General features: G+C 51.8%; 19 protein-coding genes, 1 pseudogene and 1 riboswitch. Of the genes and pseudogenes, 16 read left to right on the top strand and 4 right to left on the bottom strand.

The window, feature by feature from the left end:
• Nucleotides 1–107 precede the first annotated feature (107 nt).
• The 11 genes from L1D47_RS18420 to L1D47_RS18470 all read left to right on the top strand — a co-directional run bounded on the left by L1D47_RS18420 (nucleotide 108) and on the right by L1D47_RS18470 (nucleotide 8593).
• Nucleotides 108–674: a hypothetical protein gene (locus L1D47_RS18420; RefSeq protein WP_239886327.1), complete on the top strand. Its 567-nt coding sequence runs from the start codon at nucleotides 108–110 to the stop codon at nucleotides 672–674.
• Nucleotides 675–920: 246 nt separating this feature from the next.
• Complete coding sequence (hinT, locus tag L1D47_RS18425) at nucleotides 921–1271, top strand: purine nucleoside phosphoramidase (RefSeq protein WP_041511480.1); 351 nt, start codon at nucleotides 921–923, stop codon at nucleotides 1269–1271.
• A gap of 30 nt (nucleotides 1272–1301) precedes the next feature.
• Complete coding sequence (locus tag L1D47_RS18430) at nucleotides 1302–1799, top strand: PaaI family thioesterase (protein WP_041511479.1); 498 nt, start codon at nucleotides 1302–1304, stop codon at nucleotides 1797–1799.
• Nucleotides 1796–2260, top strand: coding sequence for a PaaI family thioesterase (locus L1D47_RS18435; protein WP_239886328.1), 465 nt, complete (start codon nucleotides 1796–1798; stop codon nucleotides 2258–2260). The genes L1D47_RS18430 and L1D47_RS18435 overlap by 4 nt, the downstream gene beginning before the upstream one ends.
• Before the next feature lie 32 nt (nucleotides 2261–2292).
• Nucleotides 2293–2682 carry a YcfL family protein gene (locus L1D47_RS18440; RefSeq protein ID WP_239886329.1) on the top strand — a complete coding sequence of 130 codons (390 nt, stop codon included), beginning with the start codon at nucleotides 2293–2295 and terminating at the stop codon, nucleotides 2680–2682.
• A gap of 128 nt (nucleotides 2683–2810) precedes the next feature.
• Nucleotides 2811–2932: riboswitch (TPP riboswitch) on the top strand.
• 72 nt (nucleotides 2933–3004) lie between these two features.
• Nucleotides 3005–5146, top strand: a complete 2142-nt coding sequence (locus L1D47_RS18445) for a TonB-dependent receptor (RefSeq protein WP_239886330.1) — start codon at nucleotides 3005–3007, stop codon at nucleotides 5144–5146.
• 79 nt (nucleotides 5147–5225) lie between these two features.
• On the top strand, nucleotides 5226–5486 hold the full coding sequence (locus L1D47_RS18450) for a hypothetical protein (RefSeq protein ID WP_041511475.1): 261 nt from the start codon (nucleotides 5226–5228) through the stop codon (nucleotides 5484–5486).
• A 41-nt stretch (nucleotides 5487–5527) separates the two neighbouring features.
• On the top strand, nucleotides 5528–6175 hold the full coding sequence (gene pnuC, locus L1D47_RS18455; protein ID WP_239886331.1) for a nicotinamide riboside transporter PnuC: 648 nt from the start codon (nucleotides 5528–5530) through the stop codon (nucleotides 6173–6175).
• Nucleotides 6176–6214: 39 nt separating this feature from the next.
• Nucleotides 6215–7231, top strand: a complete 1017-nt coding sequence (locus L1D47_RS18460; protein WP_239886332.1) for a phosphotransferase — start codon at nucleotides 6215–6217, stop codon at nucleotides 7229–7231.
• 127 nt (nucleotides 7232–7358) lie between these two features.
• On the top strand, nucleotides 7359–7949 hold the full coding sequence (locus L1D47_RS18465) for a DoxX family protein (protein ID WP_239886333.1): 591 nt from the start codon (nucleotides 7359–7361) through the stop codon (nucleotides 7947–7949).
• Between the two features lie 95 nt (nucleotides 7950–8044).
• Nucleotides 8045–8593 (top strand): NAD(P)H nitroreductase, encoded by a 549-nt coding sequence (locus L1D47_RS18470; protein ID WP_239886334.1) that lies wholly within the window; start codon nucleotides 8045–8047, stop codon nucleotides 8591–8593.
• Between the two features lie 633 nt (nucleotides 8594–9226).
• Here the strand turns inward: L1D47_RS18470 and L1D47_RS18475 are convergent.
• Nucleotides 9227–9958, bottom strand: a complete 732-nt coding sequence (locus tag L1D47_RS18475) for an MBL fold metallo-hydrolase (RefSeq protein WP_239886335.1) — start codon at nucleotides 9956–9958, stop codon at nucleotides 9227–9229.
• 42 nt (nucleotides 9959–10000) lie between these two features.
• A complete protein-coding gene (locus L1D47_RS18480; RefSeq protein WP_239886336.1) occupies nucleotides 10001–10618 on the bottom strand; it encodes a chemotaxis protein in 618 nt (205 codons plus the stop codon).
• Between the two features lie 68 nt (nucleotides 10619–10686).
• Here L1D47_RS18480 and L1D47_RS18485 point away from each other — a divergent pair, with 68 nt between their 5' ends.
• From L1D47_RS18485 to L1D47_RS18505, 5 genes are all read left to right on the top strand, one after another.
• On the top strand, nucleotides 10687–11190 hold the full coding sequence (locus L1D47_RS18485; protein ID WP_239886337.1) for a GNAT family N-acetyltransferase: 504 nt from the start codon (nucleotides 10687–10689) through the stop codon (nucleotides 11188–11190).
• Between the two features lie 286 nt (nucleotides 11191–11476).
• Nucleotides 11477–12082 carry a GNAT family protein gene (locus tag L1D47_RS18490; RefSeq protein WP_239886338.1) on the top strand — a complete coding sequence of 202 codons (606 nt, stop codon included), beginning with the start codon at nucleotides 11477–11479 and terminating at the stop codon, nucleotides 12080–12082.
• 190 nt (nucleotides 12083–12272) lie between these two features.
• The gene (locus L1D47_RS18495) at nucleotides 12273–12731 is read left to right on the top strand and encodes a GNAT family N-acetyltransferase (protein WP_239886339.1); all 459 of its coding nucleotides are present in this window, start codon (nucleotides 12273–12275) and stop codon (nucleotides 12729–12731) included.
• Between the two features lie 47 nt (nucleotides 12732–12778).
• The gene (locus tag L1D47_RS18500; protein WP_041511466.1) at nucleotides 12779–13177 is read left to right on the top strand and encodes a hypothetical protein; all 399 of its coding nucleotides are present in this window, start codon (nucleotides 12779–12781) and stop codon (nucleotides 13175–13177) included.
• A gap of 137 nt (nucleotides 13178–13314) precedes the next feature.
• On the top strand, nucleotides 13315–13704 hold the full coding sequence (locus L1D47_RS18505; protein ID WP_239850371.1) for a hypothetical protein: 390 nt from the start codon (nucleotides 13315–13317) through the stop codon (nucleotides 13702–13704).
• A gap of 829 nt (nucleotides 13705–14533) precedes the next feature.
• Here L1D47_RS18505 and L1D47_RS18510 read toward each other — a convergent pair.
• Both L1D47_RS18510 and L1D47_RS18515 read right to left on the bottom strand, forming a co-directional pair.
• A complete protein-coding gene (locus L1D47_RS18510) occupies nucleotides 14534–14767 on the bottom strand; it encodes a hypothetical protein (protein ID WP_041511464.1) in 234 nt (77 codons plus the stop codon).
• Nucleotides 14768–15714: 947 nt separating this feature from the next.
• Nucleotides 15715–16160: pseudogene (locus tag L1D47_RS18515) on the bottom strand (DDE-type integrase/transposase/recombinase); the annotation flags it as partial.

Genomic DNA, 16160 nt, shown 5'->3' on the forward strand with positions numbered 1-16160 from the left:
ACATTATATAACTATATATTTTTATTGTTTAGTTGACTCATTTCGGTTTCACATTGATTCTCGCTGAGGTAGAATTCGTCAAGTTTTTGACTTGCTGAGTAGGTACAATGAAGAAGTTAGCATTATTACTAGTGTTAGCGCCACTTTATGCACATGGAACGGCGCCTTTTGGACTTGATTGGGGGGAGGATGTCAGCCGGTATGGCGAGGTCAAACGCCAGGGAGATGAACTCAGGGTAGAAACCCATGCGTTACCTAAATCTTTATCTTTAGCCAATGACTATGTGCTGTATGCCGACAAGCAACATGGGCTATTAAAAGTTATCGTGACAAGCAAAATCTATGGCTTATATGATGATGACTATAAAGAAGATTTTAATTTTATTAAGCAATCATTGCTCGATACGGGTTATCAGACGACTCAATATTTTGCCAATGAGATGAGTTCATATAAATGCGTATTACAGGTAAGCTGCTCGGGTAAGCGTTGGTATGGAGCAATGGATGATGGTACCAACGTCTCGCTTGAACAGCTATCCGAGACGCGTGAAGATGGCTATATCAGAATGACTTTTAAGTCGCCTAGGTTGCTACAGATAGAGGCCGAGCGTGAGGAGCTTAAGCAGCTGAAACAGAAGAATAAGAATCACAGCGATAGATTAGCATTCGGTTAAATAGCCCTTAACATTAAAACTTGGCCTGTGTTGTCGTAACAGTATCCCGGTAAAGAGCCTTCGTCGGTAAAAAGCACTGTCGAAAAGAGTAATAAGGCCCACCTGTTCATCTGGTGGGCTTTTTTGATCTCTGCGCTAAAAATCATCACTCGTTAACCGAGTTAACTCCTTTATTTATATGAAGGATCACAAATTGGTCATTTGTGAGTATACTGACAGGAATAACGTCACATCGAGGATAGTGCAATGGCCGAAGAGACCATTTTCAGTAAAATTATTAGACGCGAAATTCCCGCCGATATCCTATATCAAGATGAGTTGGTCACGGCCTTTCGTGACATTCAACCTAAGGCGCCAACCCATATTCTCATCATCCCTAACCATCTTATTCCGACGGTTAACGATGTGAAGGCATCTGACGAGAAGGCATTAGGGCGCATGATGACGGTGGCGGCCAAGCTGGCTGATGAGGCGGGGATCGCCGAAGACGGTTATCGTCTCATCATGAACTGTAATAAGCATGGCGGCCAGGAAGTCTTCCATATTCATATGCACCTATTAGGCGGCGATTTTATGGGACCGCTGGTGTCGCGTTAATCCCGACTTACTTCTGGACTGTGTTGAGCAATGAAGACAAATCCTGATTTTTTCCCGCTGACGGACTTGGCCACACGCTTTGTCGGCCAGCTAGTGCAGTGCCGCCGACTCGGACTGAGTGTGCTTGAAGCCAGCGAGCAGCACGTGTTGATCGAGCTTCCCTATAGCAGCGAGCTGATCGGTTACCCCGATACCGGTGTGATACACGGCGGGGTGATCACCACCTTGATGGACACCGCCTGTGGTACGGCGGTGGTGTGCAATATCTTCGATAAGTACAAGTCTCTTGAGTTATCGCCGACGCTGGATCTGAGAGTTGATTACATGAAACCGGCCGAGCCGAATAAGAGCGTTTATGGTTTTGCCGAGTGTTATAGGCTCTCATCGAGCGTGGCCTTTACCCGCGCCATCGCCTATCAGGATTCTATCGATGATCCTATCGCCCATGCGGTGGGCTCTTTCATGCGCATCAGCCCAGAGATGGTGGGTGATGCCTTCAGACAGGCTTTGATGGGAGAAGGGGAATGATCATGGTTTCGCCAGAGGCTAATCAGGCACTAAACGTTAAAGATATCGTCAAGAAGGCCACCGAGCTCAACGATTTCGGTCACCTATTGGCACACGTACCTTATGCAAAGTTTATCGGCATGCAGGTGGCACGCTTCGGCGACGAGCTGGTGTTTCAGCTGCCCAAGAAAGATGAGAATATCGGTAATCCAACTCTGCCAGCCATTCATGGCGGGGTGATCGCCGGTTTCATGGAGATGTCGGCCATCGTGCAGTTGATGGTGTTTATGCAGACCACTAAGGTGCCCAAAATTGTCGACTTCTCTATCGATTACCTGCGAGCCGGCCATCATAGAGACAGTTTTGCCGAGTGCAAGATCACTCGCCAAGGGCGACGGGTGGCCAACGTAAACATCAACTGCTGGCAAACCAACCGTAAGGCGTTGATCGCCACGGCACGTGCCCATTTTCTGATAGAGTAACCGAGTCAATGGTTGGCGTTAGGAGGGTAAAGATGAACAAGGGATTAGTGTTAGGCTGCATGTTGTTGGGACTGGCAGCCTGTGCGCCGCATACCGGCGGCATCATGACCAGCTCTACCGGCGAGGTGCGGGTGGACAACGGCTCCTTCCACTCGGATGTGGATGTCAGTGGGGTGGCCACACAGGCTGAGGCGGGTTTCTTGCGGGCCCGCGCTACCGTTATCAGCAAGGCGGCCACAGATCTCCATCTACAATATAAGTTCACCTGGTACGATATCAATGGTGCGGCGGTGGAAGATGAGGGCGTGAGCTGGAAGGCGCTTAAGCTCCATGGTAAGCAGCAGATGCAGGTGACGGCGCTGTCGCCTAATGCCACTGCGGTGCGCTGCGAACTCTATGTGCGCGAGGCCATTTCCAATTAAAAATCGCTTTCATGGATGAGTCGAGCGAATGATTTGATGAAAACGTCAGCAATGCAGGCGTTTTTTTATGGGTCAGGCGCAAATTTTGCGTTAAATATGTCAACTCTTTGTATGAGTCATGTATAATCGGCCTCGCCAAGGGGTGTTAATGCCAAGCCATAGGCTTTGCGATTGACTGAGATGTCCGCTGGACGAACCCTTAGAACCTGATCCGGCTAATACCGGCGTAGGAATGGGCCACATCACTAGATTCAACGCGATCTGTCTGTGCATTCTTTCTCGCTTTCTTAAGTGCCGGATCTCAATATTAATTTGAGGTCCCATGTTTACATTAAAATCTTATTCACCCATCGCCCTTGCCGTTGCTGCGGCGTTAACTCACACCAGCCTGATGGCGAACGATACGCCACCGACTAATGACGAGATGGAAGTGATCGTCGTCACCTCTGATTTTCGCCAATCCAGCCTGGACAAGGTGCCATCGAGCATCAGCGTTATCGACCAACAACAGATAGAAGACGAGGGCGCCCAGCACTTCGAAGATGTACTCAACGGTATTGCCAACTTTAACTGGTCTGGCGGCAGCTCACGGGCAAAATACTTCCAGATCCGCGGTGTCGGCGAGCAGGAGGAGTATCAGGGGGCGCCTAACTCCTCCGTGGGCTATATCATAGACGACATAGATCTGTCTGGCATTGGAATGATCTCCAGCATGTACGATCTGCAGCAGGTCGAGGTGTTGCGTGGTCCTCAGGGGACTCGCTATGGCGCCAACGCGCTGGCGGGACTCATCTATCTTAAGAGTAACGATCCCACCTCGGTATTCGAACATGGCGCCGAGGTGCAACTGGGTGACGATAACCTGCGCACCTTTAGCGGTTTCAGCTCAGGGCCGGTAACCGACTCGGGCAAGCTGCTGTACCGCGTCTCATTGCAGCAGCACGATCAGAACGGTTATCGCGACAATCTGTATCTGGGGCGTGACGACACCAATGGCCGTGACGAGTTTACCGGCCGCATCAAGCTGCGCTGGTACGCCACAGACGATCTGGTGGCGGATCTCAGCCTGATGCACGCCGACTTTAACAATGGCTATGATGCCTGGACACTGGACAACAACGGTTTCGATACCCTTACCGATGAGCCTGGCGTCGACAAGCAGCGCACCACGGGTGGCTCACTGAAGCTGACCTACTCGGGCGCCGACAGTTTTGAGCTGGTGTCGCTTAGCTCCATGGCCCAGAGTGATACTCACCACGGCTACGACGGTGACTGGGCAAATCCGGCATATTGGGCGGCCCGCAGCTGTGAGGGTGAGCCTTGCCAGTATGACTATACCTGGAACAAGCTGGGCGACAGAACCACACTGTCTCAAGAGTTTCGTCTAAGCTCCACCGAGGCGGGACGTATCTTAGGCGGTAGCACCGACTGGTTGGTGGGTGTCTATGGCCTGAGACTCACAGAAGACAACGACACTACCGAGGTCTACAACGGCTGGGAAGACAATCTCATGGCCGATTATGAGGCGACTAATTTGGCCGTTTTCGCCCAGTTAGACAGCGACCTAGGCCATGGCTATGCGCTTTCTGTCGGTGCGCGCCTCGAGCGCCGCGAGAGTGACTACAGCGACTCTGCCAACGATGCCTTCGCGCCGTCTGAGAACATGTGGGGTGGTCATATTGCCCTGAGTAAGACGCTGAGCCCAGATCATCAGGCTTATGCGCGTATCGCCCGCGGCTATAAGGCGGGTGGTTTCAACATGTCGCTGCCGACCTCATTGAGTGATAAGAAAGAGTTCCAGGCCGAGACCCTATACAACTATGAGCTTGGCCTCAAGTCCGAGTGGCTCGATGGCGACGCCACCACGCATTTCTCGCTGTTTTACATGGACAGACGCGATCAGCAGGTCTCTGCCTCCCAGCAAAACCCGGATGAACCACAGAAGTTTATCCTCTATATCGAAAACGCCGGTAGCTCCCACAACTATGGTGCCGAGCTGGAAGCCAACTGGTACGCCACAGATAACCTTAAGTTATACGCTACCCTCGGCTGGCTAGAGACCGCCTATGGCGATTACGCCTACCAGGATAAGTACGGTGGATTGGTGGACCTCAGTGGCCGCGAACTGGCTCACTCGCCTAATCTTACCTATAGCGCGGGGGCGACCTATCGCAGCGATCTGGGTTGGTTCGCCAACCTGACCACAAGTGGTAAGAGTGAGTTCTACTACTCAGACAGCAACGATTCCAAGTCAGAGCCCTATACTATCTTCAATGCCCGTGTTGGTTATGAGACAGAAACCTGGTCGGCTTACCTTTGGGGTCGCAACCTGTTTGACGAGCAGTATGGCGTGCGCGGCTTCTATTTCGGTAACGAGCCAGATAACGGCTGGGCCGACAAGCAATATATCCGCTACGGCGATCCTCGCCAGCTAGGCGTTACGCTTAACGTCAAGTTTATGTAATTGGCCGGATGTTTTTTGATTTTAGATAGTTGCTTATTACGACAGGGGCGGGCAGGGCTCGCCCCATTAAGGAGTTAAGATGAAATTAACCGCTGAAATCAGCATGTATCCCCTCAAGGATAACTATATCGATCCCATCAAGTGGTTTATCGGCAGGGTAGACGGCTACCCCAACATAGAGCGCCGTACCAATGCCATGGCCACTCAGGTGTGTGGTGAGTATGGCGAGGTGATGCAGATGTTGGCCACCGAGATGGAGGCCGCCCACCAGAAGTGGGGCAAGGCGGTGTTCGTGGTCAAGTTTATCGGCGGCGAGCTGGACCTGTCTCATCAGGAATAAGGCCAAAAGGCGAATAAGTTAACGGGAGCGACACTCATCCTATGATAGATTTCTGGTCCGCTTTGGTCAGCACCCTGACCCAGGCTTTCGAGCAGGCCAACGCCATGACGGCCTGGGAGGCCGTTGCCGTGGTCTTGGCACTGGCCTACCTGGCGCTGGCGATGCGCGGCAACATCTGGTGCTGGGCGGCGGCGTTTGTCAGCACCGCCATCTATACCTTGCTGTTTTGGGAGGTCTCCCTGCTGATGGAGTCGCTGCTCAACGTCTACTACATGGCGATGGCCGGCTACGGCTTCTGGCTGTGGCGCTATGGCGGCGGTGAAGATCATGGTGTCGAGGTGGTGAGCTGGTCGCTGGGACGGCATATCTATCTGATTGTCGCGACCAGCGTGGTTTCCCTGGTGGTCGGCCATTTGATGGCGAGCTACACTCAGGCCTCTTACCCATATCTAGACGCCGCAACCAGCTGCTTTGCCGTGATGACCACCTATCTGGTGGCCCGCAAGGTGCTTGAGAACTGGTTCTACTGGGTGGTCATTGATCTGGTCTCCATCTATCTCTATCTCAACAAGGGCTTGATGCTCACCTCTATGCTGTTCATCCTGTATGTGGGCATGGCGATTGGGGGATACTTTCTGTGGCGCACCAGCATGCAGCAGCCAAGCGAGGCGGATTACTCCTATGACTAATGCGGGCCGTGCTGTGACACCTGTCGAGGCTAGCGGCTGATGGCTGGCGATAGTCGGCGTGATGGTTTGCATGAAAGCCTGCCTGAGGCGGTTAAGACGCAGCTGGCCAGCCTGGGCTGCCCACTCGATGCGACCACACATATACAAGCGCTCTCGCGGGGGCTGAGCAACCAAAACTATCATCTGAGCAATGCCGGCAAGCAGCTGGTGCTGCGGGTCAACAGTCAGGCGAGCAGCCAGATCAGTGCCCGGGATCATGAGGTGGCGAACTGGCGTCTGGCACAGCGGCAAGGCATAGCTCCTGAGCTGATATATGTGGCGCCTGACAACCGCTTCTATCTGAGTCGTTTCATCAACACAGAGGAAGATTGGAGCCGCCTGATGACGGCCAATCCCGCTCATCCGCTGCAGGATGAAGCCGTTACCCGACCCGATGCCGAGGTGTTGCTGCTGGAGCTGCTTCGCGGCCTGAGTCGTCTGCCCGTGCCAGAGAACCCCATCTCTGTGAGCGAGCAGTGGCGGCGCTACTTTCACCGGTTAGACTGTATAGCCGAAGGTTGCCGAACTCCCGCGTCATATGGCGATCAATGGCAGCAGAGATGGCTTGAGCTTAAGGCCCATCGAGCGCGCGTCGACGCCGTCCTTGCAGAGCTCGATGCCTGTGAGCTGGCACCGCAATACAGCCACCGCGATCTCAACCCCCATAATCTCTTGATGAGTCAAGGGCGACTCTGGTGTATCGATTACGAATATGCCTGTAGCTCGCATCCCCTGGTGGATCTCGCCAGCGTGCTGGCGACCCATAGGCTCTCCACCGAGCAGCGCCATAAGCTGATCCTGGGCTACCTCGAGGGGCATCCCAAGTTAAACCACAAGGCGCAGGCGGCAATTCCGGCTGCGCTGGCACTCTATTGGTATTTTGCCGCCTGTTGGGCGCTGTTGATGGCGAGTCGGGGCGGGACAGAGGCGGGCGAGAGTGCGCCAGATACGAGTCTGCCTCACAGTGTGAGCGACTACCTGCAATGCTTCGACGACTTCATGGTGCTCATCGCCTGACTCCTCTATCTACTATCTCCCTATCTTCCTAAATCCTCTTACGCTTGTCTTTATGCAGTCTTGCTGAAATTAAATTGTTCAGCTAAGGGTCTATTAGGTAATGACAAAATAATGAGAGAGTGAGGTTATGCAGAAACTGTACGCTAAATTTACCCAGGGGATCGCCCAGCTTGATGGTGTGGCGGCCCTGGCATTGAGGCTCTATCTGGCCCCTGTGCTGATGCAGGCGGGTTACAACAAGCTGTCCCACTTTAGCGATACGGCAGCCTGGTTCGGCAACGCCGAGTGGGGGCTAGGTCTGCCCATGCCCGAGGTGATGGTGGCACTGGCGGCTGGCAGCGAGTTTGTCGGCGGGATCTTGTTGATCCTGGGCCTAGCCACCCGCTTGATCTCAATTCCCTTGATGGTCACCATGGCGGTGGCGGCCTTTAGCGTTCATTGGCAAAATGGCTGGTTGGCCATCGCCGATTCTAGCTCCTGGCTGGCCAATGAGCAGGTAATGGCGTCCGCCGAAAAACTCGCGGCGGCCAAGTCGCTGTTGCAGGAGTATGGAAATTATGACTGGCTGACCTCCTCGGGTAACTTCGTGATCCTCAATAACGGCATCGAATTTGCCGTGACCTATCTGCTGATGCTGTTTGCCTTGTTGAGCATAGGTGGTGGACGTTATACCAGCCTGGACTATTGGATTGCCCGCAAGTATCAGACTAAGGCTTAAGCAAACGCGGTAGAGTGTAAATCCCACTGTTTTGGTGGGATTTTTTTTACCAATTTGTTACCCTCGTGGTCGGTATTAATGACAGGATAATCTTTGTGGATGCGATCGAACTTCTGTTGACTCGGCAGTCTTGCCCCAGATTAGTCGCCCCGGCTCCCGATGAGGCGCAATTAACTCAGATCTTAAACGCCGCGGTGCGGGTGCCGGATCACGCAGGCCTTACCCCGTGGGAATTTATTATCGCCGAGGGTGACGGTTTAACCCGCCTGGCGGATCATTTTGTGAAGGCTATGGAGCAAGATTGCGGTGACGAGGCGGCGATAGCCAAGGCCGCCAACATGCCGATGCGCGCCCCCATGGTGGTGACTGTGGTGGCTAAGGTCAGCGAGCATCCTAAGGTGCCGGCGCTCGAGCAACATATTGCCGCAGGCTGCGCCTGTATGGCGATGCAGCAAGCGGCCTTCGCCCTCGGATTAGGTGGCATCTGGCGCACCGGGCCTTTGGCCTTTAATCGTCATCTTCATCGGGAACTCGACCTGGGTGAGCAAGATCAGATAGTGGGCTTCCTCTATCTGGGTACGCCTGCGGTGAAGGCGCCGTTAAAGCCACAAAAATCTGCAGGCTCGGCGGTGCGTTACCTCTGACAGAGGCGATAGCAGCCAATATTGTGAAGTCTGGCCAGGGAGTTTCGACTTTGGTCGGGTTTACAGGGCGGTAAAAACTGGCAAAGTGGTAATGACCCACCCTATTAGGTTTTCACCCTAAGTGATTGTGTTGCCCGCAGGTTGCGGGCATTTTTTTGCCTGTCGCAAGAGGGGCTGGGGCCTGTTGACCTTTTGAGAACAAATTTTGTTCTAATTGAGCGCGTTCAAATCGCGGCTAGAGGCTTGAGATATAGCTATTCTATATAAAAGCCGAGAAACAAAGAGTTGAACGTGCTCAAGACGAACCCTGCGGGCAGCGTCTGTATCATTTTTCTACTGCGTTATCGCTCATTGATCTAGGGAAGGGGCGAACAAGTCGTCGCACAGCTCTGGCTTTGATAGCAGCGACAGTTCAAGGCATTCAACTGAGGGCATGCCGAGGCCTGCTGAAGTTGAATAACGCCGAAATGGTGTTGCTATCAAAGCCCCGCAGGGCGAGGCTTACAGCGGTATTTGCTGCGTTACAGTTCTTGCGAAGGACTAGGGCCATTCGCTGCAAACTGCGCCTTGCATCTATCCACTTTAAGCACACGCAGAGCAAGCACGGGAGTGAACGCTAAAGTTCAACAGGCCCTAGACACCAACACCCACGTTGAGGTTTTCGAACCAGTCGAGGAACTGCCTTACCTGTTCACCACGGAAGATCCTACCGTGCTGGGGACAGAGATACTGAACATCGAGTCTACGCACCCGTTTTATCCAATCGTTTTTGGCACGATTCGACGGCATCCACCGCTGATGAAAGTAGGCCATCTTGGCGCAGTGTTGCTCGAAATCATCCACATAGATATCTGCCTGGGGATCCTCCAGCGCCGCCCCTATATCGCCCGTCATCAGCACCTTGGTTACCGGGTCATACACATGAAAATTCCCCGAGGCGTGCAGGTAGTGGGCCGGGATAAACTGCAGCTCCACCTGATCCAAGTTTAAACTACCACCGTTGTCGGCTATGGGCTCATAGCTGATGTTATGCATACCAAAGTGACGGATGAACCCCTCCCACAACCAAGGGGAGTAGAGTTTGGCCTTGGGCAGGGTTTGGTCCCATAGCCCGAGAGAGGAGATGATGTCCGGGTCCTGGTGTGAGGCAAACAGGTGGGTCAGCTGACTCAGGGGAATGTGTTTGACTATGTTAGCCAGCATGGCCGCGAACAGCTCTATGCCGCCTGGATCCATCAGCAGGGCATGGTGGCTGCTGACGACCATGTATTGGTTGGTGTCGATGATCTTATCGGGTTTATCGGGGTCGCGACCAAAGTAGAGCCATTTGTGGGTGGGGGTTTCGATGATTAGCTCACTCTTCATGGTTGTGACTCCTTGTCTGTAAAAAAGGTCTGCAAAAAATGTTCAGGGGGCTGTGTTGCCAAAGAGGGTAATGGCGTGGTCGACGCGCCGGCGGATCAGCTGGGCGACATCATCCACCCGGTTAGCCACATCGTTGAATATGGCCTGGTTGGCGGTATCGACCCTACACGCCTCGATGCGGCAGATGGAGGCCAGAATATTCGCGGTGCGTAGATTACGTTTAAGTTCAAAGAGCTGGTTTTCCATCCTGTCGATAAGGCGATCAAATTCTTGTTGTAACTTGCTGTGATTGGCCTGGGTGGCGGCGACGGCAGGATTGATGGTATCGCCATAGGGCGCGCCATTGGCCTTGAGTTTGGCTCGTTGAAAATGTTTAAGGGCCACCGCGGCGCGGGCGGTCTCTGTGGCGAGGCGACTGGCCTGGTGAGCCAGCTGATTGATGTCGGTTGCCGCCTTCATGGTGTAGGAGGCGAGATCGTCGATAAAGCCGGTTAACGCCTTAAAACCAAGCGCTGCGTTCCCTACCCGTGCCGAGGCGGCCTGGGCATTGCTGGCGGTGAGATTAATCTGTTTACAGTAGCTGAGCGTCTGATTGAGTTCGGCGGCGACCACTGCCGCAATGACATGATATTGACTGATTTTTGGCGTGTGTTGTGTCATTTAGAACCACTTCCTATGTAGAACCAATCACAGTATAGTCGAGTTCAAAGGATGTGGAGGAGAATGAATTGCTTACCTTAGAAACTGAGCGTCTTATCCTGCGTGAGATGACGGTAAAAGACGCCCCCTTTATGTTGGCATTACTCAATAGTCAGGGCTTTCTCGACAACATAGGCGATCGCGGTGTGCGCACCCTGGCACAGGCGGAAAATTACCTGATCGAAGGGCCGATCAATAGCTATCAAGAACATGGCTACGGCATGTATTGCTTCGAGCTGAGACAAAGCGGTGACATCCTTGGTGTGGCGGGGCTGGTGAATCGTGAGCAGCTGCCGGGCATCGACCTTGGTTATGCGCTGCTGCCAGAGTTTCTGGGCAAGGGCTATGCACTGGAGGCCTGCCAAGCCGTACTCGCCCATGCCAAGGCGTTAAGGCTTGGCGAGCTGCTGGCCATAGTCAATGAGGACAACCAGGCCTCGAGGACATTGTTGGAAAAGTTAGGCTTTAGCTTAAAGGGTCCCATGGCCTGGGGGGGAGATGAAGAGGTGCTTCTTTACAATATAACGCTTTAATTAAATTGGATATTTTGTTAGCGTGTGTATTAGCAATGTCGCAACCTAGTCTGCCTTTGGCTTAGTCCGCTTTTTGCTTAGGGCAGACCTGCGAAGGTAAGGGGCTAGCCCCTCGCCGGGCACAAACGACAAGCAGGACATTTCATCTATCGGTCATATGGTTTTGCTATTACTAGGGCCAGTTGAGCTTTCCTGTTTGTGTTGCAGCAGATTGCAGGTGATTTATACAAGGCAGAGCCAGTGAGCTGTAGTGATGCTACACAAGCTTAAGGCATGGAGTTTCAACATGAGTCAGGATGCATTGAGAGGCTGTTTAAGTGGTGAGCGCGTGGTGCTGGAGCTGCTGCAGGAGGAGCATATTCCCGCCTTGTCTATCGCGGTGAGTGATGGCGAGCTGTGGAACCTCTGGTATACCTCGGCGCCCCATCCCGATGAGATGAAGGCCTATGTCGAGCAGGCCCTAGCCAGTGAGCAGCGTGGTGAGGCGCTGGCGTTTGCCGTCAGAGACAGACGCTCGGGCGAGATAGTCGGCTGTATCCGATTGATGTCGTGGGATCAGACCCACAGGCGTATCGAGATTGGCCATACCTGGTATGCCAAGGGGGCGCAGCGCACCGGGGTAAACAGCGAGTGTAAACTCCTGCTACTCACCTACGCCTTCGAGACCTTAGACGTGATTGCGGTGGAGTTTCGCACCCACTGGCATAATCAGCGATCCCGTGAGGCGATCACTCGCCTAGGGGCTAAGCAAGATGGCGTGCTGCGAAATCATCGCATTTTGAAAGACGGCACCATACGCGATACCGTGGTTTACTCTATCATCGCCTCAGAGTGGCCGACCGTGAAGCAGAACCTTAAGTTTCGAATGCGTCAGTATCAAGAACACCAATAATACCAATCACAGTAAATATGTGATCAGAAATAGCGCAGGGAAAACGCTTGAGAACAAAGCAGGATTTTTAGATAAGTAGTTATTCTACAATTAAAAATACTAATACAGTTATCGAGCGTTTTAACAAGCTAGAATGATCAATTGTTTATTACGATTGGTATAAGTTAACTTTACATATCAGGGAGGATAAATGTCGGGAGAATTACGCAGGGCAAGCTTGGAAGATGCCGCCGTAGTCACGAGTCTGTTTGACGAATATCGCCAGTTTTATGGCCAGGCGAGCGATATCGACCTGGCCAGCAAGTTTATCAACGCCAGATTGGCTCGCAAGGATGCGGTGATCTTCTTGATGTTGGATGCCCAGGGCAATGGACTGGGTTTTTGTCAGCTCTATCCCAGTTTCAGTTCTATCCATGCCCGCGCCAATCTTATCTTGAGCGACCTCTATGTCACCCAGCATGCCCGCTGTGTCGGAGTAGGGCGACGATTGATGAACACCGCCATCGATTATGCCAAGGCCAAGGCCAAGGGCATCGCCTCTATTTTCTTAGAAACCCATAAAGACAACCATCAGGCTCAGGCGCTGTATGAGTCTCTGGGCTTTAAGGTCGAGCAAGAATTTTTAAGCTATAACCTTGATATTCAGTGACATCTAAAGTAGAAATGATTCAAACTCATTGCTCAAGGACAGTATTGATGCGCAAGACTCTCACACTTTCGCTGTTAGCCCTCATGGCCAATAGCGCAGCCGCCGCTCCCTCAGAAGCCGAATTGGCCTTCAACAAAGAGGTGCTGGAGTGCGCCGCCTATTATCAAATCGCTTCAGAGACCATCGCCGGCATGAATGCGCCGCAGATGAAGCCAGTGGGTGAAAGGCTTAAGCAATCTGGTCAAGACGCCGTCACCCTGGCGAAAAAGTATCAGGATGCCGACAAGGTCGAGCAGCAGCTTGCGGCGACCATCGCCGATCAAAGAGCCAGCCTGCCGAGCAATAACAATCTTGGCAGTCTCATGGGCCGCTACAAAGGGCCTTGCCAGAAGCTGATGGCCAATCCGCAGCAGCGCCTGGATTATTGGATCATGGCAACCATGTAAACTCGTCTGAGTTGCCGATTAATTTTTCGAAAAAGAGTGCGCTGGTGCACTTTTTTTTGATCGGGCATGAAACAAGGATTCGACTAGACTGGTCTAGGTAAGAGTGATCTTTACTCGCTCGTTTTCATGGAGACTCGATGAACATCTATTTTCTCATCGCCGGCATCATCGCCATCCTAACCTGTATCGGCCATTTTACCTTAGGTAAGACCCGTTTCTTAACCCCTATGCTTGAGGCCGATTTCGACCCCATCGCTAAATCTGTCATGCACTGCGTGTTTCACTATATCTCGGTCTTTCTAGTGCTATCGGCGCTGGTACTGCTGGCCTGTTCCTTTGCCATGGTGTCTAGCATGCAAAGCTATGGATTGCTGCTCTTTATCGCGCTGAACTTTGTGTTGTTTGCCATCTGGCAGATCTACATAGGGTATTTTGCCGAGATGAAGGGGGCGTTTCGTTCTATGTTTCAGTGGATCTTCTTCGCCCTTGTGAGCGCCTTTACGTTGGCGGGTATCTTGCTTAATTAATCAAAGGGTCAATCTAGCGCTAAATCTAACGTTAAACCTAGCGCTAAATTTAACGCTAGTCCAGGGGCGAATCTAGGGTGATTCCAGGGTGAAGCAAGGATAGCGCTAGGATGCCAGGGAAGGGGATACAGGCTCAGTCTTGTATGAATCTAACTTTCGTCATAAAGCTAAGTCTCACGATAATAAAATTCACGAATCTAAAGCTCTCGAATCTAAAGCTCTCGAAACTAAAGCGAGTAAATCGAAATCTCGTGAATCTAAGGAAGGTGCGAACAAGTCGTCGCACAGCTCTGGCTTTGATAGCAGCGACAGTTCAAGGCATTCAACTGAGGGCATGCCGAGGCCTGCTGAAGTTGAATAATGCCGAAATGGTGTTGCTATCAAAGCCCCGCAGGGCGAGGCTTACAGCGGTGTTTGTTGCGTTACAGTTCTTGCGAAGGACTAGGGCCATTCGCTGCAAACTGTGCCTTGCATCTATCCACTTTAAGCACACGCAGAGCAAGCACGTCGCACAGCTCTGGCTTTGATAGCAGCGACAGTTCAAGGCATTCAACTGAGGGCATGCCGAGGCCTGCTGAAGTTGAATAATGCCGAAATGGTGTTGCTATCAAAGCCCCGCAGGGCGAGGCTTACAGCGGTGTTTGTTGCGTTACAGTTCTTGCGAAGGACTAGGGCCATTCGCTGCAAACTGTGCCTTGCATCTATCCACTTTAAGCACACGCAGAGCAAGCACGGGACTTATTCGCACCTTCCCTAAAGCTAATGAATCTAAAGCTCGTGAACATAAAGCTCATACTAATAGCTTATCGACTCAAGTTAGGCCTGAAGATTATTCGCCCAGTGGCGCACTCGCTTCGTAGCAGCTGTTCGTGGCCTGGCAATCATTGTCCTGGCTGCTGAGGTAAGTGGTGTTCAGTGCTGGCTCATCATCTTTAAAGTTGGCCCACTCGCTCTTGATGGTCGACAGCCAGCCATCTTCCTCGGCGCCCAAGTAATTGGAGACGTCGACAAAGGTTAGCCAGAAGGCATAGGCCACGATTGAATAAATTGTAAAACGAAACATGATGTGCACCCAGGTGTTACTAAATTAGAAACGCACTATACGCTGCTTTTTTTAGGGAATAAACTGTCAATATTTTACCGCTTTTTAGCATATTTTGATGTTTATTAACTACACGTATTTATTGATAAAGTATATGTGCTGAGTGTTTCGGTGTTGGTATAAATGACGCTGTCATTTTATTAGGGAAGGTGCGAACAAGTCGTCGCACAGCTCTGGCTTTGATAGCAGCGACAGTTCAAGGCATTCAACTGAGGGCATGCCGAGGCCTGCTGAAGTTGAATAACGCCGAAATGGTGTTGCTATCAAAGCCCCGCAGGGCGAGGCTTACAGCGGTATTTGCTGCGTTACAGTTCTTGCGAAGGACTAGGGCCATTCGCTGCAAACTGTGCCTAGCATCTATCCACTTTAAGCACACGCAGAGCAAGCGCGGGACTCGTCGCACAGCTCTGGCTTTGATAGCAGCGACAGTTCAAGGCATTCAACTGAGGGCATGCCGAGGCCTGCTGAAGTTGAATAACGCCGAAATGGTGTTGCTATCAAAGCCCCGCAGGGCGAGGCTTACAGCGGTATTTGCTGCGTTACAGTTCTTGCGAAGGACTAGGGCCATTCGCTGCAAACTGTGCCTAGCATCTATCCACTTTAAGCACACGCAGAGCAAGCGCGGGACTTATTCGCACCTTCCTTAGCAAGCAGCCTGTTTTTTGACTCTTTGTGGGGAAGCTCTGAAGAGTTGGCGTTGTTTTTGATTAGCGGTTTGGTGGCTGAGATGGGTTTGAATCGACCAGACTAACCTAGACATTTTCTTGGTTCATAAAATAGGTTCTATCATAGTCAGCCGGAGAGGTAATCCTCCCATTTTTAACCGTAGTTAAAAGTAGAGGTTAAGCAGCCATCAAAGGTGGCTTTCCGCCATTGGCCTTGTGTGGCCGTTCATAATTATAGAATCATAGCCATTTAGTGGCATAGTCCTGAACTTCTTCAAGTGTATCAAATAAATGTTTACTGACCCAACAGTATCTCATCGTTCTGTTATGTCGTTCGATGTAGGCATTTTGCTGAGGCTTGCCAGGTTGAATGTAATCAATTCGGATCCCATTCTTTTTCGCCCATTCTGTAAATTCGTGACTGATGAACTCTGGCCCATTATCACAACGGATCACCTTTGGTGTTGTTCGCCATTCAAGGAGTTGGTTGAGCGTCCGAATTACCCGCACCGCGGGTAGCGAGAACCCAGCTTCTATCGCAAGACCTTCTCGTTTAAAGTCATCAATGACATTAAATAACCGATAGCTTCGACCATCTGCTAACTGGTCATGCATAAAATCTATCGACCAAACTTGGTTCGGTTTAGTTGGCTCTTTCAGCGGTTCTGGTGCGTTTCGTTTTAATCTTC

It is taken from the genome of Shewanella sp. Isolate7, from assembly GCF_022398425.1.
In the GTDB taxonomy this organism is placed as follows: Bacteria; Pseudomonadota; Gammaproteobacteria; order Enterobacterales; family Shewanellaceae; genus Shewanella.

Coding starts and splice junctions, on each gene's coding strand:
- L1D47_RS18505 (WP_239850371.1), top strand. CDS start 13,315: ATGAACATCTATTTTCTCATCGCCGGCATCATCGCCATCCTAACCTGT.
- L1D47_RS18435 (WP_239886328.1), top strand. CDS start 1,796: ATGATCATGGTTTCGCCAGAGGCTAATCAGGCACTAAACGTTAAAGAT.
- L1D47_RS18500 (WP_041511466.1), top strand. CDS start 12,779: ATGCGCAAGACTCTCACACTTTCGCTGTTAGCCCTCATGGCCAATAGC.
- L1D47_RS18430 (WP_041511479.1), top strand. CDS start 1,302: ATGAAGACAAATCCTGATTTTTTCCCGCTGACGGACTTGGCCACACGC.
- hinT (WP_041511480.1), top strand. CDS start 921: ATGGCCGAAGAGACCATTTTCAGTAAAATTATTAGACGCGAAATTCCC.
- L1D47_RS18445 (WP_239886330.1), top strand. CDS start 3,005: ATGTTTACATTAAAATCTTATTCACCCATCGCCCTTGCCGTTGCTGCG.
- L1D47_RS18495 (WP_239886339.1), top strand. CDS start 12,273: ATGTCGGGAGAATTACGCAGGGCAAGCTTGGAAGATGCCGCCGTAGTC.
- L1D47_RS18465 (WP_239886333.1), top strand. CDS start 7,359: ATGCAGAAACTGTACGCTAAATTTACCCAGGGGATCGCCCAGCTTGAT.
- L1D47_RS18510 (WP_041511464.1), bottom strand. CDS start 14,767: ATGTTTCGTTTTACAATTTATTCAATCGTGGCCTATGCCTTCTGGCTA.
- L1D47_RS18475 (WP_239886335.1), bottom strand. CDS start 9,958: ATGAAGAGTGAGCTAATCATCGAAACCCCCACCCACAAATGGCTCTAC.
- L1D47_RS18490 (WP_239886338.1), top strand. CDS start 11,477: ATGAGTCAGGATGCATTGAGAGGCTGTTTAAGTGGTGAGCGCGTGGTG.
- L1D47_RS18440 (WP_239886329.1), top strand. CDS start 2,293: ATGAACAAGGGATTAGTGTTAGGCTGCATGTTGTTGGGACTGGCAGCC.
- L1D47_RS18460 (WP_239886332.1), top strand. CDS start 6,215: ATGGCTGGCGATAGTCGGCGTGATGGTTTGCATGAAAGCCTGCCTGAG.
- L1D47_RS18420 (WP_239886327.1), top strand. CDS start 108: ATGAAGAAGTTAGCATTATTACTAGTGTTAGCGCCACTTTATGCACAT.
- L1D47_RS18450 (WP_041511475.1), top strand. CDS start 5,226: ATGAAATTAACCGCTGAAATCAGCATGTATCCCCTCAAGGATAACTAT.
- pnuC (WP_239886331.1), top strand. CDS start 5,528: ATGATAGATTTCTGGTCCGCTTTGGTCAGCACCCTGACCCAGGCTTTC.
- L1D47_RS18480 (WP_239886336.1), bottom strand. CDS start 10,618: ATGACACAACACACGCCAAAAATCAGTCAATATCATGTCATTGCGGCA.